The 22,882-nt window shown below is 58.9% G+C and carries 20 protein-coding genes; 5 read left to right on the forward strand and 15 right to left on the reverse strand.

Going from position 1 to position 22,882, the window contains the following annotated elements; all coding sequences use genetic code 11:
- Nucleotides 1-15: 15 nt before the first annotated feature.
- Complete coding sequence (locus tag AC13DJ_RS05575; protein WP_288370251.1) at nucleotides 16-1,314, forward strand: YihY/virulence factor BrkB family protein; 1,299 nt, start codon at nucleotides 16-18, stop codon at nucleotides 1,312-1,314.
- Here AC13DJ_RS05575 and AC13DJ_RS05580 read toward each other — a convergent pair.
- The 11 genes from AC13DJ_RS05580 to AC13DJ_RS05630 all read right to left on the reverse strand — a co-directional run bounded on the left by AC13DJ_RS05580 (nucleotide 1,307) and on the right by AC13DJ_RS05630 (nucleotide 13,243).
- Nucleotides 1,307-2,536, reverse strand: coding sequence for a DUF445 domain-containing protein (locus AC13DJ_RS05580; protein WP_474541233.1), 1,230 nt, complete (start codon nucleotides 2,534-2,536; stop codon nucleotides 1,307-1,309). The genes AC13DJ_RS05575 and AC13DJ_RS05580 overlap by 8 nt on opposite strands.
- A 281-nt stretch (nucleotides 2,537-2,817) precedes the next feature.
- Complete coding sequence (locus tag AC13DJ_RS05585) at nucleotides 2,818-3,552, reverse strand: 16S rRNA (uracil(1498)-N(3))-methyltransferase (protein ID WP_474541234.1); 735 nt, start codon at nucleotides 3,550-3,552, stop codon at nucleotides 2,818-2,820.
- 2 nt (nucleotides 3,553-3,554) lie between these two features.
- The gene (locus AC13DJ_RS05590) at nucleotides 3,555-4,907 is read right to left on the reverse strand and encodes an adenosylmethionine--8-amino-7-oxononanoate transaminase (protein WP_482933348.1); all 1,353 of its coding nucleotides are present in this window, start codon (nucleotides 4,905-4,907) and stop codon (nucleotides 3,555-3,557) included.
- Between the two features lie 253 nt (nucleotides 4,908-5,160).
- Nucleotides 5,161-5,889 carry a TorF family putative porin gene (locus AC13DJ_RS05595; protein ID WP_008175315.1) on the reverse strand — a complete coding sequence of 243 codons (729 nt, stop codon included), beginning with the start codon at nucleotides 5,887-5,889 and terminating at the stop codon, nucleotides 5,161-5,163.
- A gap of 464 nt (nucleotides 5,890-6,353) precedes the next feature.
- Complete coding sequence (locus AC13DJ_RS05600; protein ID WP_482933347.1) at nucleotides 6,354-6,509, reverse strand: porin; 156 nt, start codon at nucleotides 6,507-6,509, stop codon at nucleotides 6,354-6,356.
- Between the two features lie 206 nt (nucleotides 6,510-6,715).
- Nucleotides 6,716-7,363, reverse strand: a complete 648-nt coding sequence (locus tag AC13DJ_RS05605) for an amino acid ABC transporter ATP-binding protein (RefSeq protein WP_482933346.1) — start codon at nucleotides 7,361-7,363, stop codon at nucleotides 6,716-6,718.
- A 13-nt stretch (nucleotides 7,364-7,376) separates the two neighbouring features.
- Nucleotides 7,377-8,027, reverse strand: a complete 651-nt coding sequence (locus AC13DJ_RS05610) for an amino acid ABC transporter permease (protein ID WP_482933345.1) — start codon at nucleotides 8,025-8,027, stop codon at nucleotides 7,377-7,379.
- A gap of 215 nt (nucleotides 8,028-8,242) precedes the next feature.
- The gene (metF, locus tag AC13DJ_RS05615; RefSeq protein WP_482933344.1) at nucleotides 8,243-9,112 is read right to left on the reverse strand and encodes a methylenetetrahydrofolate reductase [NAD(P)H]; all 870 of its coding nucleotides are present in this window, start codon (nucleotides 9,110-9,112) and stop codon (nucleotides 8,243-8,245) included.
- Nucleotides 9,113-9,124: 12 nt separating this feature from the next.
- Nucleotides 9,125-10,507, reverse strand: coding sequence for an adenosylhomocysteinase (ahcY, locus tag AC13DJ_RS05620; RefSeq protein WP_289101908.1), 1,383 nt, complete (start codon nucleotides 10,505-10,507; stop codon nucleotides 9,125-9,127).
- Between the two features lie 447 nt (nucleotides 10,508-10,954).
- Nucleotides 10,955-12,145, reverse strand: coding sequence for a methionine adenosyltransferase (gene metK / locus AC13DJ_RS05625; RefSeq protein WP_482933343.1), 1,191 nt, complete (start codon nucleotides 12,143-12,145; stop codon nucleotides 10,955-10,957).
- Between the two features lie 96 nt (nucleotides 12,146-12,241).
- Nucleotides 12,242-13,243 (reverse strand): metalloregulator ArsR/SmtB family transcription factor, encoded by a 1,002-nt coding sequence (locus AC13DJ_RS05630; RefSeq protein ID WP_482933342.1) that lies wholly within the window; start codon nucleotides 13,241-13,243, stop codon nucleotides 12,242-12,244.
- 235 nt (nucleotides 13,244-13,478) lie between these two features.
- Here AC13DJ_RS05630 and tkt point away from each other — a divergent pair, with 235 nt between their 5' ends.
- The 4 genes from tkt (at nucleotide 13,479) to fba (ending at nucleotide 18,958) form a co-directional block, all read left to right on the forward strand.
- Nucleotides 13,479-15,479 carry a transketolase gene (gene tkt, locus AC13DJ_RS05635; protein WP_482933341.1) on the forward strand — a complete coding sequence of 667 codons (2,001 nt, stop codon included), beginning with the start codon at nucleotides 13,479-13,481 and terminating at the stop codon, nucleotides 15,477-15,479.
- A complete protein-coding gene (locus AC13DJ_RS05640) occupies nucleotides 15,479-16,558 on the forward strand; it encodes a type I glyceraldehyde-3-phosphate dehydrogenase (protein ID WP_482933340.1) in 1,080 nt (359 codons plus the stop codon). The genes tkt and AC13DJ_RS05640 overlap by 1 nt, the downstream gene beginning before the upstream one ends.
- A 78-nt stretch (nucleotides 16,559-16,636) precedes the next feature.
- Nucleotides 16,637-17,797 carry a phosphoglycerate kinase gene (locus AC13DJ_RS05645; protein ID WP_482933339.1) on the forward strand — a complete coding sequence of 387 codons (1,161 nt, stop codon included), beginning with the start codon at nucleotides 16,637-16,639 and terminating at the stop codon, nucleotides 17,795-17,797.
- A gap of 96 nt (nucleotides 17,798-17,893) precedes the next feature.
- Entirely contained in the window at nucleotides 17,894-18,958 is a 1,065-nt protein-coding gene (fba, locus tag AC13DJ_RS05650; RefSeq protein ID WP_023008548.1) for a class II fructose-bisphosphate aldolase, read from the forward strand.
- A 39-nt stretch (nucleotides 18,959-18,997) separates the two neighbouring features.
- Here fba and AC13DJ_RS05655 read toward each other — a convergent pair whose 3' ends face one another.
- From AC13DJ_RS05655 to AC13DJ_RS05670, 4 genes are read right to left on the reverse strand one after another with little or no spacing between them, the layout of a single operon-like run.
- A complete protein-coding gene (locus AC13DJ_RS05655) occupies nucleotides 18,998-19,609 on the reverse strand; it encodes a DUF2894 domain-containing protein (protein ID WP_482933338.1) in 612 nt (203 codons plus the stop codon).
- Nucleotides 19,610-19,611: 2 nt separating this feature from the next.
- Nucleotides 19,612-20,265, reverse strand: coding sequence for an OmpA family protein (locus AC13DJ_RS05660; protein WP_482933337.1), 654 nt, complete (start codon nucleotides 20,263-20,265; stop codon nucleotides 19,612-19,614).
- Nucleotides 20,265-22,097, reverse strand: coding sequence for a DUF802 domain-containing protein (locus AC13DJ_RS05665; RefSeq protein ID WP_482933336.1), 1,833 nt, complete (start codon nucleotides 22,095-22,097; stop codon nucleotides 20,265-20,267). The genes AC13DJ_RS05660 and AC13DJ_RS05665 overlap by 1 nt, the downstream gene beginning before the upstream one ends.
- Nucleotides 22,094-22,735: a DUF3348 family protein gene (locus AC13DJ_RS05670; RefSeq protein WP_482933335.1), complete on the reverse strand. Its 642-nt coding sequence runs from the start codon at nucleotides 22,733-22,735 to the stop codon at nucleotides 22,094-22,096. The genes AC13DJ_RS05665 and AC13DJ_RS05670 overlap by 4 nt, the downstream gene beginning before the upstream one ends.
- Nucleotides 22,736-22,882 lie beyond the last annotated feature (147 nt).

A 22,882-nucleotide genomic window follows, 5' to 3' on the forward strand; every position in this document is an offset into this window, starting at 1 on the left:
CAAGCAGGATGTTGCGTGGCTTCTTCTCAATTGAAAGAACGGCTTCAGGCCGCCGAAGACTGGATTCTTGCCAACCCCAATCCGCCCCAGAAGTGGCCCTGGACCTGGCTGTACAAAACCGGGCGTTCGCTGTACGCGCTGATCCGGGATGTACTCAGTGGCCAGCTCACCCTGCATGCTATGAGTCTGGTGTATACCACGCTGCTGAGTATTGTGCCTTTGCTGGCCCTGAGCTTTTCCGTGCTCAAGGCGCTGGGGGTGCACCAGAAGATGGAGCCCTTCCTTTATCAGTTCTTCCAGCCCATGGGCCCTCAGGGGATCGAGATGGCGGAACGGATCCTCGGCTTTGTGGATAATATCAAGGTGGGGGTGTTGGGTTCTGTGGGCCTCGGCCTGCTGGTGTACACGGTGATCTCGCTGGTGCAGAAGGTGGAGCGCTCCTTCAACATGATCTGGCGGGTGCCGGAAATGCGCTCCATGGCCCAGCGCTTCAGCAACTACCTGAGCGTGATCATGGTGGGCCCCTTGCTGATGGTGTCGGCCATTGGCGCTACCGCCACGGTGTTTTCGTCCGACATGATGCAGACACTGATGGCGGTTGAGCCATTCGGTTCGCTGATTGTGGCTGTCAGCCGCTTTACCCCGTTCTTCCTGGTGGTTGCCGCATTCACCTTTGTTTATATTTTCATCCCCAACACCCGGGTGAAATTCCGCTACGCCTTCCTGGCGGGCCTGATTGCCGGTGTGTCCTGGCAGGCGGCGGGTATGATCTTCGCGTCCTTTGTGGCGGGCTCTGCCAAGTATGCGGCCATCTACTCCGGCTTTGCGGTGGGTATTATCCTGCTGATCTGGATTTACTTGAACTGGATGATACTGCTGCTCGGTGCCAGTTTGTCGTACTACATGCAGAACCCGGGCTCGGTGGCCAAGCGCCGTGAAGTGCAGCTGGCACCGGAGCTGCAAGAGCGGGTGGCCCTGGCCTTGATGTGGATGGTCGCCAGGCCGTTCAGCCGGGGTGAGCCGGCGCCACAGCAGGAATCACTGGAGTACCAGATGCATGTGCCGGGCGAAATTACCCGGAATATCAGTGACAAGCTGATTCGCGCCGGCCTGTTGAGCCTGGCCGGCCGCAATGGTGACCAGCTGGTGCCCGGGCGGGCGCTGGACCTGATCACCGTGGGTAACGTGCTGCAGGCGGTGCGCCGGGATGAAGACCGGGTTGTGGAGCGCTTGCCGGTGCAGTCGATGCCGGAGCGGTTGCTGGAGCTCTCGTCCGGCCGTGAAGATGTCAGTTTTTCGGAGCTGCTCAGATAAGCGCTTCGCCGAATACGAACACCAGCTGGCACACGCCGGCGGCAAAGCCAAGGAAGGCACCTACCAGGATGAGCTTGATCTCGTCCTCCTGGAAACAGGGCCGCAGCAGGTCCTGAAACTCTTCTGACGACAGCGCAATCATGCGCTCTACCATGATCGACTCCACGGCCCGGGCCCGGTCTTTCTCGAACACCGGGTTGTTGAAGGAGGTCTGGGAGATTTCGATAGCCTTTTCGCCCACCTGGTTCTTCAGGGTGGCAAAGCCGGTCGGGCCGAACGCCATCTGGGTGAGGGCCTTGCCCATGCCTGCGGTTTCATCCACCAGCGGTTTGATGTGTTTTTTTACCATGTTGCGGGCACGGTCGCCTTTCGGGCCTTCCATGATGGCGTTGATGATATTGCCAACGGTGAGGATTTCGTGGGTCACGATATGGCAGAACGACTCGGCCACTTCCGGCTGGCGCTTCAGGAACAGGCCCTGGATTTTCAGGGGGCCGACCTTGTGTTCTTTAAGGGGCCGGAAGATCACGTTCAGGGCAATCCAGTTGGTGGCCCAGCCCACCAGCAGGCCAAACAGGGGCAGTACCCAGATGGCGGGGTAGAGGTACCAGACCCCCATTTGTACAAGGCCGAACAGAAAGCCGAAGTACAGGCCGGAGTTGATGATAAAGCGGAATTCTACGTCGCCACACTTCAGGAAAATGCGGTTGAGCAGCTGTTTGTCGCTGGCCAGCCGTTCGATGACCATGCCTTTGATGTCGAGCAGGTCTTCGATGTTGTCGGATACGTCTTCTACCAGGTTGTCGACCAGTTGCGGGGTGGACTTGCGTACCCGGTCGTAGACCATTTTGCGGGCGGAGGCAGGCAGGTTTTCCCAGAAGGTGGGGTACTCTTTGAGCATGAGTTCGTCGACATACTCTTCTACCCTGGGGTCGACGGTGTAGATGATGTGGGCGGCCAGTACCTTTGGGTCAATCTGTTCGAAGATTTCCTGTACGGTGCCGATTTTGGAGATGGTGGCATCGACGCTGATGGCGGCCATTTTCCGGGCCTTGGAGGGGATGATGCCTTGCCAGCCGAGCAGGGGTGGTTTGCCGATGAACTCCAGAGGGTAGAAGGTCATTTTGATGGCGAGCCAGTTGGTGCTCCAGCCGATGAGGGCTGCGATCACTGGAATACTTAGGTATTGCCAGAATTCCGGGTTGGTAAGTAGGCTGGTCATCCGGTACTCGCTGGTTTTGTTCTGATTCGGTTGGTTCTGTCCTGGGTGCAAGCGGCAGTGCGAGAGGGGGTTTCCAGAAAACGCTCCTTGCGGCACATCCATGTGGCGCTTCTGCTCCGCCATCCATGGCTCCGCAAATTTCTGGAAACCCCCTCTCGCACTGCCGCCCATCATGGGCAGAGCGTCTTGCTGCAATTGTCAGACACGGATCATGTTGGTGACAGCGGAATCTGTCAATGACTGAACCGCCACTGCATCACGTTACAGAAGGCCATTCGCGGTTAACCGCCAATATCTCCCCATAACCACTGGCACAGGGCCATGGCCGCCACCGGCGCTGTTTCGGTGCGCAGAACCCGGGGGCCGAGGGCTACGGGCAGAAAGCCGTTTTGTTCTGCCAGGGCAATCTCGTTGGCGCTCAGGCCGCCTTCGGGGCCGATCATCAGGGCGACGCTGGCGGGTTTTTCCAGTGTGTTCAGGGAGTGTTCGGTGCGGTGGTGCAGCACCAGGCGCAGGTCGCAGGTTTGGCTGTATTGCAGCCATTCCGCTACGGTCATCACCGGCAGGATGTTCGGGACCTTTGCACGGCCGCATTGTTCGGCGGCGCTGATGGCGACTTGTTGCCAGTGGCGCAGGCGTTTTTCTTCCCGGTCGCCTTTGAGTTTTACGTCGGAGCGTTCGGTGGTGAGGGGGGCGATGGTGGTTACGCCCATTTCCACGGCTTTCTGCACGGCGTAGTCCATGCGGTCGCCCTTTGACAGGGTCTGGCCCAGGACGATGGTCAGGGGCGATTCGGTGGCGTTGGCCTCGGCGCTTTCGATGGTTACGGTGACGTTCTTTTTGCCGGCCTCGGTGATGGTGGCGGTGTAGTCTTTACCGTCGCCATTGAACAAGCGCAGCTGATGGCCGGGCTGCATGCGCAGTACCCGGCCTACGTGGTTGGCGGCGTTGTCGTCGAGTTCACACGGGCTGCCGGTGTGCAGGGGGCTGTCGGTGTAGATTCTGGGAATGCGCATGGTCAGCCCTTAACTGCGATTTCGATGCCTTCGGTGGCCACCTGGGCCAGGTGTCGGATCTGGTCTTCGGTGATCACGTAAGGCGGCATGAAGTACACCACGTTGCCCAGCGGGCGCAGCAGGGACTGGCGGGTGAGGGCATGCTGGTACACCTTGATGCCACGGCGTTCCTGCCAGGGGAACGGGGTTTTGCTGGCTTTGTCTTTGACCATTTCGATGGCCAGGGTCATACCGTGCTGGCGGATGTCACCCACGTTGGGGTGGTCGGCCAGGTGGGCGACGGATTCGGCCATGCAGCGGGACAGCTGGCGGTTGTTTTCGATGACGTTTTCGTCCCGGAAGATGTCCAGGGTGGCCAGGGCGACGGCGCAGCCGATGGGGTTGCCGGTGTAGCTGTGGCTGTGCAGAAACGCACGCAGGGTTTCGTAGTCGTCGTAGAAGGCGTTGTAGACGGTGTCGGTGGTGAGCACTACGGACAACGGCAGGTAACCGGCGGTCAGGCCCTTGGACAGGCACATGAAATCCGGGGTGATGCCGGATTGTTCGCAGGCGAACAGGGTGCCGGTGCGGCCGAAGCCCACGGCGATTTCGTCGGCAATCAGGTGTACGCCATAGCGGTCGCAGGCTTCGCGCAGTTTGGTGTGGTAAACCGGGTGGTGCATGCGCATGCCGCCGGCGCACTGGATCAGGGGCTCCACCACCACGGCACAGATTTCGTGGTGCCGTTCGGCCAGCAGCTTGTCCATGGCTTCGAACTGACGCAGGGCGTAGTCTTCATCGGTTTCGCCCGGCTCCTTGTTGTAGGCATCCGGCGAGGGTGCGGTGAGCACTTCCATCAGCAGCGGCTGGTAGGTGTCTTTGTACAGGGCAACATCGCCCAGTGCCAGCGCGCCCAGGGTTTCGCCGTGGTAGCTGTTGCTGAGGTTAACGAAGTTCTTCTTGCCCGGATGGCCCTGGTTTTTCCAGTAGTGGTAGCTCATCTTCAGGGCGGCTTCGATCGCGGACGAGCCGTTGTCGGCGTAAAAGCATTTGTTGAGTCCTTCCGGAGTTGCCTCAATCAGGCGCTCGGACAGGTTGACCACGGGCTCATGGGTAAAGCCGGCCAGGATGACATGCTCAAGCTGGCCAATTTGTTCCTGGATCGCGGCGTTGATTCTCGGATTGGCATGGCCGAACAGGTTGACCCACCAGGAGCTCACGGCGTCGATGAACCGGTTGCCCTCAAAGTCTTCCAGCCAGACACCTTCGCCCCGCTTGATCGGGACCAGTGGCAGGGTTCCTTCATGGTCTTTCATCTGGGTGCAGGGATGCCACACAGATTTGAGGCCACGGGCGACGAGGTCAGCATTGCGCATGAGAATTCTCCATCAGACGGTCGTGTTCTGGATTGTCGGCGGTTAACCTGTGCGGATATTACCGTTAACAGCGGCGACTGGCCAATGCCGACAAACTTCCAGAGCCTCGGAATTCCTTAAGAAAGACTAAGGGGACGCTGATGGGACGGGGATTAAAAAATCCCAATAATTTACTGTAGCAGGATTTCAGGACGCAGGCCCATTGACCGGGCCTGCTTTCACTTGACCAAAATCACTGGAAAAGCGTCCGTAATCAGAAGCTTTTACTCCAGCCAAGCCAGAATTTCGGATCATCCGAGTTGACGGAGCCAAGGGCGCTGTCCGGGTCGATATCCGAATATTCCAGATTGATACTGACGGAGCCGAGCGTTCCCGCATCCTTGGTCACGTTGACGGCGGCGTGTCCATAGCTCGCCTCGCCCACGGACGGTTTTTTGTCGTCGGTAAAGTCGTAGTAGCCTAATGTAACACCTGCACTGAAATCATTTTCCAATGGCATGTGGGCGCTCAGGTAATAGAAGACATCGCCTTCCACGAACAGCCCTGGTGTGCTGTTGTCACTGTTTACTGTATAGGCTAGCCCCGCGGATAAATACCCGTAACTCAGCTCCCCGTATATCTCCCCGAAATCAATAGAGGCGGGAGCGTCCGGGTAAGCATAATATATATACCCGACGTCATATCCGATATCGTTGATAGCGCCCGAGTAACCCGCATAGAGGTCAAACTCATAGCTGGTCCCGTCGCCAAAATCCACATTGGAACCCCATACACCGGCATACAAGCCGGACGCATGCTCGTAGTCGAGCCCACCCTGGACAGCAGCTGAATTGTCTGTTTGTGTCACGCCACGGAAGAGGTAATTGCTGGAGACGCCTACATTGGCGCTTACGTCAGCGCTGACCATTGAAGGAGTTGCCTGAAGAACTGCAAACAGACCAACACCGAGCAATCCGGATTTTCTGAGAACTTGCTTATCCATTATGTACACCTTTTTAAGTTGCGCTTTTCGCATTCCTCAGGAGCAAACAAGGTGCCAATCATTATAACTTGTTGTTTATTATAACTTTAATTCTAAAAAGCAGTAGCGAAGTCCGATTCATAAATCCGCAGCGCCCCAAAATGGAGCGATATCCATCGTTCGATCAGGGTGGCGCTCGATTTTAGTGCCAGCCTGGTCGCCCTTGACCTTTTTGCGCCCAAAGTCATCCGGCCAGCCCCGGCGCTGTACCGGAACAACGCCGGTCAACGCGCTGCGCGCCATGTCGGGCGCACCATAAAAAAGGGGCAGAAAAATCTGCCCCTGAAACCTGATTAACTCTTTATCTCGCCAGTATCAGCGCCAACGCGGACAGAACCCAAACCCAATAACCATCTTGCTGTTTATACAGCAATTTTACCATTTGGCTTGAGCCTTACATAAGCGGAACCGGGGATCATGCATGATCAAAACGCATACTGGAACCGCGCACGGACCTCATCTCCGCTTTCGCCGCTGGCTTGCTCGCCATCCATGTAGCTCATGCCGAGTCGGACATTCTTATTGGCGTAGTAGTTGACACCCAGCGTCGTTTGCTCGCCGTCGGTTGTGGCCAGCCCCACGTCACTGTATTTTCCATCACCCTCTTCAAAACTTAGCCATGGTTTTCTCTTACCTTGTCGGTTTGCTTGTGTATTTTGGAACACCGGGGTAAGTATATTAGGCTAACATTGCGAAAAAGTTACAGAAAACCAATTAGTCGACCCTGAAAAAAGAAAAACCTGAAGAAAAGCCCCCGGAAGCAGGGGCTTTGCCTGGGCGGCTTAGCTCAGTGCGCGAGTACCCGTGACAGGAATGACTGGGTGCGTTCGTTCTGGGGGTTGTCGAAGACGTCTCCGGGTTTGCCTTGCTCGACAATCTGGCCCTCGTGGATGTAGATCACCCGGTCGGCCACTTCGCGGGCAAAGCCCATTTCGTGGGTGACGACCATCATGATCATCCCTTCTTTGGCCAGCTCGCGCATGACGTCCAGCACTTCACCGATCATTTCCGGATCCAGGGCTGACGTTGGCTCGTCGAACAGCATCAGGCGCGGTTCCATGGCCAGGGCCCGGGCATTGGCAACTGTCGGTGATTCGCTCTTGACCTTCCGGGGTGCCAGCATGATGTTCTTCTTCACCGTGAGGTGCGGGAACAGGTTGAACTGCTGGAATACCATACCGACTTCCTTGCGGATCTCGGCCAGGGCTTTCGGATTACCGCTCTTTGGCGCAAGCTCGTGGCCATCCACCTTCAGATGACCGGATTCAAACTCTTCCAGGCCATTGACGCAGCGGATCAGGGTGGACTTACCGGAGCCACTGGCGCCGATAATGACCACCACTTCGCCTTGTTCGACGGTTAAATCTATATCTTTCAGGACATGCAGGTTGCCGAAGTACTTGTTCATGCCCTTTATTTCTACAATATGAGTCATGGGTACCTTTCCTTCAGACAGAGACCAGTCCGCGCCGCTCGACGTAGCGGAGAAGCAGGGACAGAGAGAGGGTAATGGCGAGATACAGGATCGCGACCACGAAATACACCTCAAACGCGGTGAAGGTGTTGGCAATGTAGATCTGACCCTGGCGGACCATCTCGCCCACACCAATGACCGAGAAAAGAGACGTGTCCTTGATGCTGACGATGGCCTGGTTGCCCAGCGGTGGAATCATCCGGCGGAATGCCTGGGGCCAGATGATGGACCAGAATGTCTGGGTTCTGGACAGGCCCAGGGAAAGGCCTGCTTCGCTCTGGCCTTTGGCAATGGACTGAACACCACCGCGAACCACTTCCGAAATATAGGCGCCGGAGTTCAGCGCAATGGCTGCGATACCGGCGGTCAGGGGATCGATCGGGCCGCCGATCAGGTCGGGCAGGCCGTAAAAGATAAACAGGACCTGGACCAGGATCGGAGTACCGCGAAAAATTTCGATGTAGGCGGTCGCCGGCCAGCGCAGGAACCATTTTTCGTAAATGGTTTTGTAGGTGCTGTCTTCCTTGATTTCTGCCAGGGCCTCGTTAACCGGGCCAACCCATTCGCTACCTTTTTTCAGGGCGATACCGTACTGCTGGCCTTCATACAGCGGGCCTACTGCCATGTTGTACTCATGCTTGCTCCTTTCTCTTATTGTGGTTCCGTCTGCCCGGTAAGGCAGGCTGCGCTATGACCGGTTTGTTCGGTATTGCACAGGGAACATTGATGGGGATGCATCAGATACAGGTTCGTCCATCTTGAAAGGATTTGCAGGAAATCAGCTGGTTAGAAAACGAAAGAGGGGCCGAAGCCCCTCTTTGTACTGCTTTGAAGAATGCCTTAGAAGGCAATCTTTTCGCGGTCGCTGATACCCAGGTTCTTCCAGATGGAAAGGCTGGGTTCGGCCTGGTTCAGGGTGTAGAAGTGCAACCCCGGAGCCCCGGCTTTCAGAAGCTTTTCGCACATTTCGGTGACCACTTCTTCACCAAACTTGCGGATGCTGTCGGTGTCGTCGCCGTAGGCTTCGAGCTGCTTGCGGATCCAGCGAGGGATTTCCGCGCCGCACATGTCAGAGAAACGCACCAGGCTGGAGAAGTTGACGATGGGCATGATGCCCGGCACCACCGGAATGGTGACGCCCATCTTCTCCAGACGGTCGATGAAATAGAAGTAGCTGTCCGCATTGAAGAAGTACTGGGTGATGGCGCTGTTGGCACCGGCCTGTACCTTGCGGGCAAAATTCTTCAGATCATCTTCCGCACTGCGGGCCTGAGGATGGAACTCGGGATAGGCGGCCACTTCCAGGTTGAAGTGATCACCGCTGTGGTTCCGGATGAATTCCACCAGCTCGTTGGCATACCGCAGCTCACCAGACGCCCCCATGCCCGAGGGCAGATCGCCGCGCAGAGCAACGATCCGGTTGATGCCGTTCTCTTTATACAGATCCAGCAGCTCGCCGATCTCTGCGCGGGTTCCCCCCACGCAGGACAGGTGCGGTGCTGTGGAAATACCCTGCTTGTGCAGGCTGAGCACGGTTTCAATGGTGCGGTCCCGGGTGGAGCCGCCGGCGCCGAAGGTGACCGAGAAAAAATCCGGGTTCACCTCGGCCAGTTGGTCGCGCACAACTTGAAGTTTCTCCTTGCCCTGATCGGTCTTGGGCGGGAAAAACTCGAAGCTGAAGCGGCGTTTGAATTGCTTCTGGGATTCCATGATCGTTTCCGCTTAGTACCTGTAGCTTTCCGGCTTGTACGGGCCTTCGACCGGTACGCCGATGTATTTTGCCTGGTCCGGAGTCATCTTGGTGATCACGCCACCAAAGCCTTCCACCATGGCGCGGGCCACTTCTTCATCCAGCTGCTTGGGCAGAACCTGGACGTAAACGCCCTTGGCCTTGGACTCTTCAGGCAGGTCCGCAAACTTGCGCTCGAACAGGTACATCTGTGCCAGCACCTGGTTGGCGAACGAGCCGTCCATGATGCGCGACGGGTGACCGGTGGCGTTGCCCAGGTTTACCAGGCGGCCTTCGGACAGCAGGATCAGGTGGTCGTTGCTGGCCTTGTCGCGGTAAATCACGTGTACCTGCGGTTTGACCTCGTCCCACTCCCAGTTCTTGCGCATGTAGGCGGTATCGATTTCATTATCGAAGTGGCCGATGTTGCACACCACAGCGCCGTTCTTCAGCGCCTTCAGCATGTTGGCGTCACACACGTTGACGTTACCGGTGGTAGTCACCAGCAGGTCAGTGGTGCCCAGCAGGTCGGTGTTGATGCCTTGCTCGGTACCGGTGTTGATGCCATCGATGTACGGGGATACCACTTCAAAACCGTCCATGCAGGCCTGCATGGCGCAGATCGGGTCGGCTTCCGTTACCTTCACGATCATGCCTTCCTGACGCAGGGACAGGGCAGAACCCTTGCCCACGTCGCCGTAACCAATCACCAGCGCTTTCTTGCCGGACAGCAGGTGGTCAGTGGCGCGCTTGATGGCATCGTTCAGGCTGTGACGACAACCGTACTTGTTGTCGTTCTTGGACTTGGTCACCGAGTCGTTGACGTTGATGGCCGGGATCTTCAGAGTGCCGTCGCGCAGCATTTCCTGCAGACGGTGCACGCCGGTGGTAGTCTCTTCGGTCACGCCGTGGCACTTGGCGATTACCTGCGGGTATTCCTTATGCAGCAGCTCGGTCAGGTCGCCGCCGTCGTCCAGGATCATGTTCGGTTCCCAGCCGTCTACGTCTGCGCCCACGGTCTTGTGCAGGCACCATTCGTATTCTTCGTCGGTTTCACCCTTCCACGCGAACACGGGAATGCCCTGGGCTGCGATGGCGGCAGCAGCCTGGTCCTGTGTGGAGAAGATGTTGCACGAAGACCAGCGCACATCAGCGCCCAGCTCGACCAGTGTTTCAATCAACACGGCAGTCTGGATGGTCATGTGGATGCAGCCCATGATGTTGGCGCCTTTCAGCGGCTGCTCGGCTTTGTACTTCTCACGCAGTTTCATCAGGGCGGGCATTTCGCCTTCGGCGATCTTGATTTCCTTGCGGCCCCAGCCGGCGAGTTCGATGTCGCGGACTTTGTAATCGTCGAAATTGTTCGGAGTGCTCATGGTGTTCTCCTGTCAGCCTTTGCCTGTGGTCCCGGAAAATTGTCGGGTACCGCTTGTATTGGTGGAGTCGGAGATGGGGAACGTCTTTCGCGGAACCGCTACAAGCACATCCCTGTGCGCTTCTCTCAGGCCATCCATGGCCTTCGAAATTCCGCGAAAGACGTTCCCCATCTCCTTTTCATAACTTTTGGCGTTTGCCGTCTCCGGTACGCCGTAAATTCAAACTTGGTCTTCTTTCAGTCGGGTGCTTGAAAGAATTTCGGATAAGCCCTAACCACAATTATGAAAGCGGTGGTGAGGAACGTCTTTCCGGGACTATCTTTGGCCATGGATGGCCAAAGCTAAGCGCCCACGGATGGCTTGAGCGTGTCCCGGAAAGACGTTCCTTGCCGCCGCCCACTCCAAAAATGAGAGGGCTGGGCCGCGACAAGAATCCAGAGTCATTCGTTAGATACCTGCAGCATCCTTCAGAGCCGCAGCGCGGTCGGTCTTTTCCCACGGGAACGCGGTGAAGGTCTTGCCGCCAACGGTCATCTCGTACGGATCACGGCCGAAGTGGCCGTAGGCTGCTGTGGCGCGGTACATCGGGTGCAGCAGGTCCAGCATGTTGGTGATCGCGTACGGGCGCAGGTCGAAGTGCGCGCGTACCAGCTCGATGATCTTGTCGTCGCTGATCTTGCCGGTGCCGAAGGTGTTCAGGGAAATGGAAGTCGGCTGGGCCACACCAATGGCGTAGGACACCTGGATCTCGCACTTCTCAGCCAGGCCAGCGGCCACGATGTTCTTGGCTACGTAACGGCCAGCGTAGGCGGCAGAGCGGTCAACCTTCGAGGGGTCTTTGCCGGAGAACGCGCCGCCACCGTGGCGGGCCATGCCGCCGTAGGTGTCTACGATGATCTTACGGCCGGTCAGGCCACAGTCGCCAACCGGGCCGCCGATTACGAACTTGCCGGTCGGGTTGATGTGGAACTCGGTGTCTTTGTGCAGCAGTTCGGCCGGCAGGGTGTGCTTGACGATCAACTCCATCACTGCTTCTTTCAGATCTTCCTGGGTAACATCTTCATCATGCTGGGTGGAAAGGACCACCGCGTCGATGCCGGCAACCCGGCCATTTTCATAGCGGCAGGTCACCTGGCTTTTCGCATCCGGGCGCAGCCACGGCAGCAGGCCGCTCTTGCGGGCCTCGGCCTGGCGCTGCACCAGCCGGTGAGAGAACGTGATCGGAGCTGGCATCAGCACGCCGGTTTCGTTGCTGGCATAGCCGAACATCAGGCCCTGGTCGCCGGCGCCCTGGTCTTCCGGCTTCTGGCGGTCAACGCCCTGGGCGATGTCCACCGACTGCTTGCCGATAATGTTGATGACACCACAGGTGTCGCCGTCGTAGCCCACTTCGGAGGAGGTGTAGCCGATGTCTTTGATCACGCCACGCACCAGGTCTTCCAGGTCTACCCAGGCACTGGTGGTGATTTCACCGCCAACGATGGCCACACCGGTTTTCACCATGGTTTCGCAAGCTACGCGAGCGTGCGGGTCGTCGGTCAGGATGGCGTCCAGTACCGCGTCGGAGATCTGGTCGGCCAGTTTGTCCGGATGGCCTTCAGAGACCGACTCGGAGGTGAAAATGTTGTAGTCAGACATAGTGGTGCTCCTCTGTGAGCGTTTTCAAAATCGGTGTACGTAATTCTACGTACGTCAATATCAAAGTTTTTTGATGTTCTAGTGTCTGCGCGGGCTTCAGGCCGTTCCAGACGTTTTCCAGAATTCCCGTACCTGCACCTGGAAGCCGTTGCGCAGGCCGATAAACAGTTGCTCGCCCGCAGTCAGGCCGGCATCGGCCGCCCAGGCGGTGAGTTCTTCCGGCTCGAAGCCCAGCCACAGGTCGCCGCAGTTCTCCTTGGCCCAGTCCTGGTCGTGGCTGCACAGGTCGCTGACGATAAAACAGCCACCGCTGTTCATCAGAGCTGCGGCGTCCAGAAAGATGTCCGCCGGGCTGGGTACGTGGTGCAGCACCATGTTGGCGACAATCAGGTCAAAGGCATCGCCCCGGGCCAGTACCGTGTCGGTGACACCTTCAATAAGGTCGACGTTGTTCAGCCGTTCCTCAATACAGGTGCGGGTGGCCTTGGCCAGCATGTCCTTGCTGTTATCCAGCCCCACCACATGATCAAACAGTTGTGACAGCACCGGCAGGAAGCCGCCTTCACCGGGGCCGATTTCCAGCACGCTGCGCCAGTCCTGCCGTGCTGCCCGCTTGCGGATCAGCTCGGCGGTGGGCTCCGCATACAGGTCAAAGGCGGCGATCAGTTCCTGCTGTTCCCGGAACTGCTCCGAATGCCGGGAGAAGAAGGCCTGGGACTGTTCCGCCCGCTGCTCGCGGATGGCCTCGATTTTGTCGTCCAACTGCGGAGGCAAGGGCACCCGGTCTACGGTCTCGAAAATCTGCCGGATGGCCTGGTCTGCCAGCTTGTCGCCGTCCAGGTTCAGGGGGCGGCGGTAGAAAATGGCATTGCCTTCCCGCTGGGGCTCCAGCAACCCGGCTTTGTGCATCACCTTCAGGTGGTGGCTCATGCCGGACTGGCGCATATCAAACATCTGGCTCAGCTCCAGCACACCGAAGGTGTCACGGCGCAGCACCCGCAGGATCTCCAGGCGCAGGGGGTCTCCGCTCGCCTTGAAGATCGGTGCCAGGGTGTCCACAGAGGACAGTTCGTTAGCATGTGCATTGAGTGAGGTCATGGTTGGCAAGTGTAGGGGTGATTGGTTGGTCGATCAATAGCCATATCAAAATTTTTTGATATAGGTTTATGGCTTTGTGAAATCAGTTGCTTTGGCGAGTTTGTGCCGCCGCCATCGGAAAACCACTACATATGGATTTGCCCCGGCACACAGTAATCGGCGAAAATACGCGCCTTCTTTTTGAGCAGTTTTTGCAGCTTGAAGTCTTTTCCTGAAAAACACTGGAGAATTGTCAATGCCGTCCCGTAAAGATCTCGCCAACGCCATTCGCGCGCTGAGCATGGATGCGGTTCAGAAAGCCAAGTCCGGCCACCCGGGTGCGCCCATGGGTATGGCGGATATCGCCGAGGTACTGTGGAACGATTACCTGAGCCACAACCCGGCCAACCCGCAATGGGCCAACCGTGACCGTTTTGTACTGTCTAACGGCCATGGTTCCATGCTGCAGTACTCCCTGCTGCACCTGAGCGGGTACGACGTTAGCATTGACGACATCAAGAACTTCCGGCAGCTGCACTCCAAGACTCCGGGGCACCCGGAATACGGCTACACCCCGGGCGTTGAGACCACCACCGGCCCGCTTGGCCAGGGCATCGCCAACGCCGTTGGTTTCGCGCTCGCTGAAAAAGCCCTGGCGGCGCAGTTCAACCGCCCGGGCCACGACATTGTGGACCACTACACCTATGCGTTCCTGGGCGACGGCTGCCTGATGGAAGGCATCTCCCACGAAGTGGCTTCCCTGGCCGGTACCCTGGGCCTTGGCAAGCTGGTGTTCTTCTACGACGACAACGGCATTTCCATCGACGGCGAAGTGGAAGGCTGGTTTACCGACAATACTCCGCAGCGTTTTGAGTCCTACGGCTGGCAGGTAATTCCGGACGTTGACGGCCACGATGCCGACGCCATCCGCGCGGCTGTTGAACAGGCCCGGGCCAACACCGAGCAGCCGACACTGATCTGCTGCAAGACCATCATCGGCTTTGGTTCCCCCAACAAGCAGGGCAAGGAAGATTGCCACGGTGCCCCGCTGGGTGACGATGAAATCGCCCTGACTCGCGAGGCTCTGGGCTGGCAGCATGGCCCGTTTGAAGTGCCCTCTGAAATCTATGCCGCCTGGGATGCCAAAGAGAAAGGCGCAGCGGCCCAGAAAGCCTGGGAAGACAAGTTCGCCGCCTACGAAAAGGCCGAGCCGGAACTGGCGGCCGAGTTCAAGCGCCGTATGGCGGGCGAGCTGCCGGCGGACTTTGCCGAGAAAGCCCAGGCCTACATCCAGGAGTGCCAGGACAAGGGCGACACCATCGCCTCCCGCAAGGCCTCCCAGAACACACTGAATGCCTACGGCCCGCTGCTGCCGGAACTGATGGGTGGCTCTGCCGACCTGGCCGGTTCCAACCTGACCATCTGGTCTGGCTGCAAAGGCGTGAGCAAAGAAGACGCCTCCGGTAACTATATTTACTACGGCGTTCGTGAGTTCGGTATGGCTGCGATCATGAACGGCATCGCCCTGCACGGCGGTTTTGTTCCTTACGGCGCAACCTTCCTGATCTTCATGGAATACGCCCGTAACGCGGTGCGCATGGCCGCGCTGATGAAGCAGCGTTCCATCTATGTATTCACCCACGACTCCATCGGCCTGGGCGAAGACGGCCCCACCCACCAGCCCATCGAGCAGATGGCCAGCCTGCGCACCACGCCCAACATGAGCATGTGGCGCCCGGCCGATGCCGTGGAATCTGCGGTAGCCTGGAAAGCCGCCCTGGAGCGCAACGACGGCCCAACCGCCATGGTGTTCTCCCGTCAGAACCTGCCGCATCAGCAGCGTGATGCAGAACAACTGGCCAACGTCGCCAGGGGTGGCTACGTGCTGTCTGACAGCGAAGGCTCCCCGGAACTGATCCTGATCGCCACCGGCTCTGAAGTGGGCCTGGCCCAGGACACTGCCGCCAAGTTGCGAGAGCAGGGCAAGGCCGTGCGTGTGGTTTCCATGCCGTCCACCGACGTGTTCGACGCCCAGAGCGCCGAGTACAAGCAACAGGTACTGCCGCTGGAAGTCACCAACCGTATCGCCATCGAAGCCGGCATCGCCGATTACTGGTACAAGTACGTTGGCCTGGACGGCCGGGTTGTCGGCATGACCACCTTTGGTGAGTCTGCGCCGGCTGGCGAGCTGTTCAAGGAATTCGGCTTCACCGTCGATAACATTCTTGAAGTGGCTGCGGAACTGCTGGACGCCTGATGAGCAACTCAACGCCGTTTCGAATCGCCATCAACGGGTACGGCCGTATCGGCCAGTGCGTGTTGCGGGCACTGTATGAAAACGGCTATCGCGATTACCTGCAGGTGGTCGCGATCAACGAGTTGTCAGACATCGACACCATCGCTCACCTGACCAAATACGACTCCACCCACGGGCGGTTTCACGGTGAGGTGGCGGTGGATGGCGACAACCTGGTGGTGAACGGCGACCGCATTCGAGTACTGCGTCACCCGGACCCGGCGGAACTGCCCTGGCGTTTGCTGGATGTGGATCTGGTGCTGGAATGTTCCGGCGCCTACTCGGACCGGACAACTGCGGAAAAACACATCGCAGCCGGTGCCCTGCGCCTACTGTTCTCCCAGCCGGGTGACCCGGATGTTGACCGCACCGTGGTCTATGGCATCAACGATGGTGACCTTAACCCGCAGGATGTGATTGTGGCTGCAGGTTCCTGCACCACCAACTGCCTGGTACCGGTGATCAAGGTGCTGGACGACGCCTTCGGCGTAGAACAGGGCAGCACCACCACCATCCATGCCGCCATGAACGACCAGCCAGTGATCGACGCCTACCACCACCAGGACCTGCGCCGCACCCGCAGCGCGCTTCATAATATCGTCCCGGTAGACACAGGACTGGCCCGAGGCATCGAGCGCCTGCTGCCCCACATGGAAGGCCGCTTCAGCTCGGTGGCCATGCGCGTGCCAACGCTGAATGTGTCTGCTATAGACATGGTGGTGAACGTACGTGAAGCAACCGATGTTGCGGCAGTAAACCAGCTGCTGAAAAACGCCGCTAACGGATCGCTCAAAGGCATTCTCGGCTACACCGACGAACTCCTGGCCAGCTCCGACTTCAACCACGACGCCCACTCCGGCGTGGTCGACGGCGGCCAGACCCGAGTGACCGGCGGCACCATGGTGAAAGTACTGTGCTGGTTCGATAATGAATGGGGCTTCGCCAACCGGATGCTGGATGTCAGCCAGGCGTGGTTGCCAAACAAGACGGATACAAAGGGGTCTGACCCCGAACGGGGTCAGACCCCAACCATAGCTTGAAAGTATGCCGAACGGGGTCAGACCCCACCCAAGGCTTAACAATTTGCACCTGTGAACCCATAACTACGGAACCTGATTATGGCCATCAAAAAAATGACTGACCTGAACCTCGCCGGCAAGCGGGTTCTGATTCGTGAAGACCTGAACGTACCGGTCAAAGACGGCAAAGTGTCCAGCGACGCCCGTATCCGCGCCTCGCTGCCGACCATCAAGGCCGCCAAAGACGCCGGCGCCAAAGTCATGCTGATGTCCCACCTGGGCCGCCCGGAAGAGGGCGTGTACGACGAAGCCTCCTCCATGAAGCCCGTAGCCGAGCACCTGAGCACCCTGCTAGGCCAGGAAGTGCGCCTGATCAAAGACTACCTGAGCGGCGTTGAAGTGGCCGACGGCGAAGTGGTGTTGTTTGAAAACGTCCGCTTCAACAAAGGCGAAAAGAAAGACAACGAAGACCTCGCCAAGCAATACGCTGCCCTGTGCGATGTCTACGTGATGGACGCCTTCGGCACCGCCCACCGCGCCCAGGCCTCCACCCACGGAGTGGCTAAATTCGCCCCCGAAGCCTGCGCCGGCCCCCTGCTGGCAGCCGAACTGGACGCCCTCGGCAAGGCCCTCGACAACCCGGCCAAGCCCGTAGTTGCCATCGTTGGTGGCTCCAAAGTCTCCACCAAACTGGACGTCCTCAACGCCCTGGAAAAAGTGTGTGACCAGATCATCGTCGGCGGCGGCATCGCCAACACCTTCCTGGCCGCAGCCGGCCACCCGGTAGGCAAGTCTCTGTGCGAACACGACCTGGTCGACACCGCCAAAGACATCGCCAGCCGCGTTGAAATCCCGCTGCCGGTAGACGTAGTGGTTGCCAGCGAATTCGCCGAAACCGCCACCGCCACCGTGAAAAACATCTCCGACGTCAGCGCCGACGACATGATCCTCGACGTAGGCCCGGAAACCGCCGGCCAGTTCGCGAGCCTGCTCAAGAACGCCAAAACCATCCTTTGGAACGGCCCGGTTGGCGTATTCGAATTCGACCAATTCGGCAACGGCACCAAGGCACTGGCAGAAGCCATCGCCGAAAGCGACGCCTTCTCCCTCGCCGGCGGCGGCGACACCGTTGCCGCCGTTGACAAATACGGCATAGCTGACAAGATCTCCTACATCTCCACCGGCGGCGGCGCATTCCTCGAATTCGTGGAAGGCAAAACCCTGCCGGCAGTAGCCGTACTGGAAGAAAGAGGCGAATAAACGAGTTGCCGCCGCAGACTCCAAACCCTGAAGACAGGCAAAGAGTCGGCGGTAACAAAGAATCCAAACATCAAAAGTCAACGAAGGAGACAACCCATGGCCCTGATATCGCTGCGGCAACTTCTGGACCACGCCGCCGAGCATGGTTACGGTGTGCCAGCCTTTAACGTAAACAACCTCGAACAAATGCGCGCCATCATGGAAGCCGCCGACAAAACCGATTCCCCAGTCATTGTCCAGGCCTCCGCCGGTGCCCGCAAATACGCCGGTGCGCCGTTCCTGCGCCACCTGATCCTGGCCGCCATCGAAGAATGGCCGCACATCCCCGTGGTTATGCACCAGGACCACGGCACCAGTCCGGCCGTGTGCCAGCGCTCCATCCAGCTTGGCTTCAGCTCCGTGATGATGGATGGCTCCTTGGGTGAAGACGGCAAAACCCCGACCAGCTACGAATACAACGTAGATGTTACCCGTCGCACCGTTGAAATGGCCCACGCCTGTGGTGTCTCCGTAGAAGGTGAACTGGGCTGCCTGGGCTCCCTCGAAACCGGCCAGGCCGGCGAAGAAGACGGCATTGGCGCCGAAGGCACCCTGGACCACAGCCAGATGCTGACCGATCCCGAAGAAGCCGCCGACTTCGTCCAGAAAACCCAGGTCGACGCCCTGGCCATTGCCATCGGCACCAGCCACGGCGCCTACAAGTTCACCCGTCCGCCCACAGGTGACATCCTGGCCATCGACCAGATCAAAGCCATCCACGCCCGCATCCCGGACACCCACCTGGTCATGCACGGCTCCAGCTCCGTACCCCAGGAGTGGCTGAAGGTGATCAACGAATTCGGTGGCGAGATCCCGGAAACTTACGGTGTACCGGTGGAAGAAATCGTCGAAGGCATCAAACACGGCGTGCGCAAAGTCAACATCGACACCGACCTGCGCCTTGCCTCTACCGGCGCCGTTCGTCGCTTCATGGCCCAGAACCCGGCCGAATTCGACCCGCGCAAATTCCTCAAGGCCACCATGGTCGCCATGACCGATATCTGCGTAGCGCGCTACGAAGCCTTCGGTTGTGCCGGCCAGGCCAGCAAGATCAAGCCTCTGAACCTCGAGCAAATGTTCGAGCGGTATGAGGCTGGCGAGCTGGACCCTAAGGTTAAGTAAGCCCTCTGCTCAAAGCCCCCGTAACCCGGGGGCTTTTTTCTATCCCTTTCTCGCCAGCCGCTCCAATGTGAGCAACGTATCGGTATAACGAGCAAATCGCTCCAGATACTCCGGCGAAAGCTTCTGCATTTCAGCAATAGCGCGGCTCACCAAACGATGCGCATTCATCGGCCCTGCTTCTTTCGGAGTGCTCACAATGGCGTGTCGGATTCGCTCGTCAAGAACGTGATTGCCTTGTTCCGCCTTCGCTCTGATCATGGCTTTCAGCGGGCGCGGGTTATTGGGGCTTGATGCCGGGTGTGCCTGTGGCTGCTCTTCTGTCTGCTGCCCGAACACCCGTTGTTCCAGGGCCGATCGCGGAGCTTCAACCGACGGTTCTACCGTTTGATTCAACCGGTTCAGAAGTGAAGACAGAGGAGAAGGCTCGCTAACAGCGGGTGTGGGCTCAGGCTGGCAGGCACCATCGAACGTTGCCTGATAGTCCGATACCGCCTGTTCCAGCTTCCGCCAGTGCGTCGTTCCCTGATGCAGCCCTTTTGAGCGCAGCCTTTGCTCGAGAGACTCCAGATAGCGGAACCGGACCGGGTTATTCTGATCAGCGCCGTTTTGCCTCAGGCTTTCCAGCAAGGAGGGGCCGGGGGCTTCGCTCATGGTCAATCACCTTCCCCTGTTTCAGCGTCCGTGGAAGCCGAAGGCGCCCGGGGCACGGTACTGATTTCCACCCGCCGGTTCTGGGCCCGGGATTCCGCATCGACGTTGGGCACTGCCGGGTGGTGAGGACCAAAGGCGGCAGCGAATACCCGGTCATTGGGCAAGCCCAGCTCTGTGAGGGTTCGGGTAACCGTCAGGGCCCGCTGGGCCGACAGACCCCAGTTGTCCTGATAACGATTGCCCGGATGCATCGGCAAGTCGTCGGTGAAGCCACTCACCATCAGCAGCTCGTCGTGCTGTTCCAGGTAGGCCTGTAACGGTCGAATCAGCGATTCCAGCACTTCTTCACCTTCGGCCTGCAACTGGTCTGAATTCAGCTCGAACAGCACGTTGCCGCTGATGCCGATGCGGCCATCCCGGAAAGTCACCAGCCCCTTGGTGAGCGGGTCCTCCAGTGCCTGCTCCAGGGCGATCCTGCGCTGTTCTTCCGCCTCCCGTTTCTCGATTTCCTGGGCCAGGGACTGGCTCAGTTCCAGCTGAATGCCGATCACCCACACCAGAATCAGCGCCAGAATACCCACCAAAGCAGCCATCAAGTCCGAGAATATGGCCCAGACCGGTGCCGATTGTTGTTCGCCGCCTTGCAGCTGTTCCATCAGCCGGCCTCGCTGGGTTCTGCCCGGCGCAGTGCTGCGGCGGCATCGATGACGTCCTTCTGGGCACTGACGCTGAGATCAATCACCTCACGGGCCTGGGCGACGTAGTAAGCCAGTTGCTCATCGTGCCGGTTACCGGCCTTGTCCAGCGCTTTCTGGATATCCGCCAGGCTGCCGATGACCTGCTGGTTGGACTGGCTGAACAGCTCAATGGCCTGCGCGAAGGCATCGCTCAGGGCGCCGACTTCCTGGCTGCTGCCGGTGATGTCGTCGCCCAGTTTGCCCAGTTGCTGGCTCTGTTCCTGGATCAGGGTGTTGAAGCGTTCGCTGATGCCGGTCAGGGTTTCGCCGGCGCCGGTGATCAGGGTATCCACCGCCTCCCGCTGACTGTCAGCGGTGCTGCGCTGGTTCTCCAGCAGAGTGTCCAGTTCCTGAACCAGTCGCTGGCGTTCCTCCAGCAGCTCGTTTTCCCGCTCGCTGTTGCGGGCGATTTCCGACTGCAGCTGTCGGATCACCTCGGCGGCGGCCTTCGGTGTTTCCGAGGCCGTCTCAATCAGGCGGGTCATGGGCGCTTCCAGGGCGGTGCCCAGCTCTGTCAGGTGGCGGGCAGCTGTTGCTTCCAGTTGCCCCATCCGCTCGCTTGTGACTCGGGCGTGCTCGCTTTCCTGGTTACGGAGCTTATCGAGTTGAGCGCTAATGGTGCTGACAAGTTCTGCGAGCCCGGCCTGTTGCTGCTCGATCAAGCTGGTGCTGCTGGTCTGGAAGTGGCTCTGGTATTGAGCCAGCGTCTCCTGGTTCTGGGTCTGCTGCGCGCTCAGATTCTGCTGCCAGCGCTCCCCAGCCTCAACAGTGGTTTTCTGGAAAGCGGAGGTCAGCTCCGCTAACTGCTGGCGGGCATCCTTGGCCCAGCTTTGCTGAAGGTTATGAGCATCTTTCTGAAGCTGCTCCATGGCATGAATCACAATGGGTTCAACCCGTTCAGAGGCCTGCTTTGCGCTGTCATCCAGTGCCGATTTCAGGGACTGGGCCACGGAATCAGCCAGGGTCTGGTAGTGACTGCCGACCGTGCTGTGGAATTCCTGCTGGTTCCGGGTGAGGGACGTTTCCAGTTGCTCGCCGAGCTGCTCCATGCGCGCCGTCATGCGTTCCATGGCCGAGGCCATCTGCGGTAAGGCTTGAGCCTGGATTTCCAGTGCCTGGAACGCCTGGTGGCGTTGATGATCTGCGGATAGATGATGCAGCTTGTCGCGCAGAGCACTATCCAGTGCGCGGGAAGCCTGCAACCGGTCCCGGCGGCTCAGGGTGGAGGCCAGCCCCAGCATGGCGGAGGCGGCCACGCCGGCAATGGAGGTGCCGAAGGCGAGACTCAAACCGGCAATCGGTGCGGCCAGTGCGCTGCGAATAGCGCTCAGTTCGGTACTGTTATCCAGCGCCGAGGCGGCGCCGCCCAGGGTCACAATCATGCCCGCAAAGGTGCCCAGCAGGCCCAGCATCACCAGCAGGCCGGTCAGGTAGGGTGTCAGTTGCGGGCCGGGTAATGCGGCGGCATGGCCCTCGATTCGCCGTTGCACCGGGAACTGCATCGGGGCGGGCAGTGTGCCAAGCCAGTGGTTAACCTGCTCCTGGCTTTCAGGTAACTGATGAACCTGTGCGTTCAGTTCGCGGGTTTGTCGGCGGAAATTCACCAGTTCGCCAAAGCCGAGACAGTAAACGGCGCCAATCAGGCCGGTAAACGCCAGCGCCAGCAGGTCGGAACCGACAAATCCGGCACCAATCCAGGCTACCACGGCCAGGCCGATGGCAAACGCCAGGGTAAAGAACAGTTTACTCATGGGGTGTTGTTAACCTCTTTGTGGCAAGCCTCCAGCAAACCCAGAACCGGTTCCAGCCGAACATCCAGTTCAGCGAGTAACAAAGACTGCGCTTCCTCGCAGTAGCGGTGGAACCAGTCGGCCGTTGTGGCCGGGGTGGGGCTTTGCTCCGGGGTGGTCGATCGGTGCTCGAATCGTTGTTCAAGTACCTTGGGAATATGGGAAAAACACTGTGCGGTATACCCGGCCATTGTTTGATCAAACACGGCGTCCAATTCGGCCAGGTGGGCCAGCTTCGGGCCCTGATCTTTCATCGATTTTCGAACCTTGTCCCGCAACTGACGGCTGTTGGCCGCCACTTTGCGTTGCAGCGCCAGCCAGGCATTGAGAGCGGCTTCAAGCTCGGGTTCACCGTCAAACTCCAGATCGGCGCCAAACCCGCGAATACGCTGAACCAGTGCCCTGCATATTGTCGCCAGCTCCTCGGTTAACCGCTCTACCGTGGCGCCCTGAGGCGTGCCTGGCTGTTTCGCCCGATAACCAATGGCCGCATCCAGAGTCATGGTGTCGCCCAGGCCAAACAGCCGGCTCAGGCGCTCTGCGAAGCAGGGCAACTGGGTGCCGTTCAGCGTTGTCGCTGAATCATCCAGTTGGCGCAATAGCCTGGCTCTGAGGCCAGTATTTGCCAGAGGTTGCGAGGGCATTGGCTGGGTTTCACTCCGGTTTCCGCGCAGGTAGCGTTCAAAGCTCGCTATTCTACTGGCTAAGCGGAGTGAATGATAATGACTGTAGCGTGAGAAATGAGC

The organism is Marinobacter sp. L-46 (assembly GCF_056859535.1).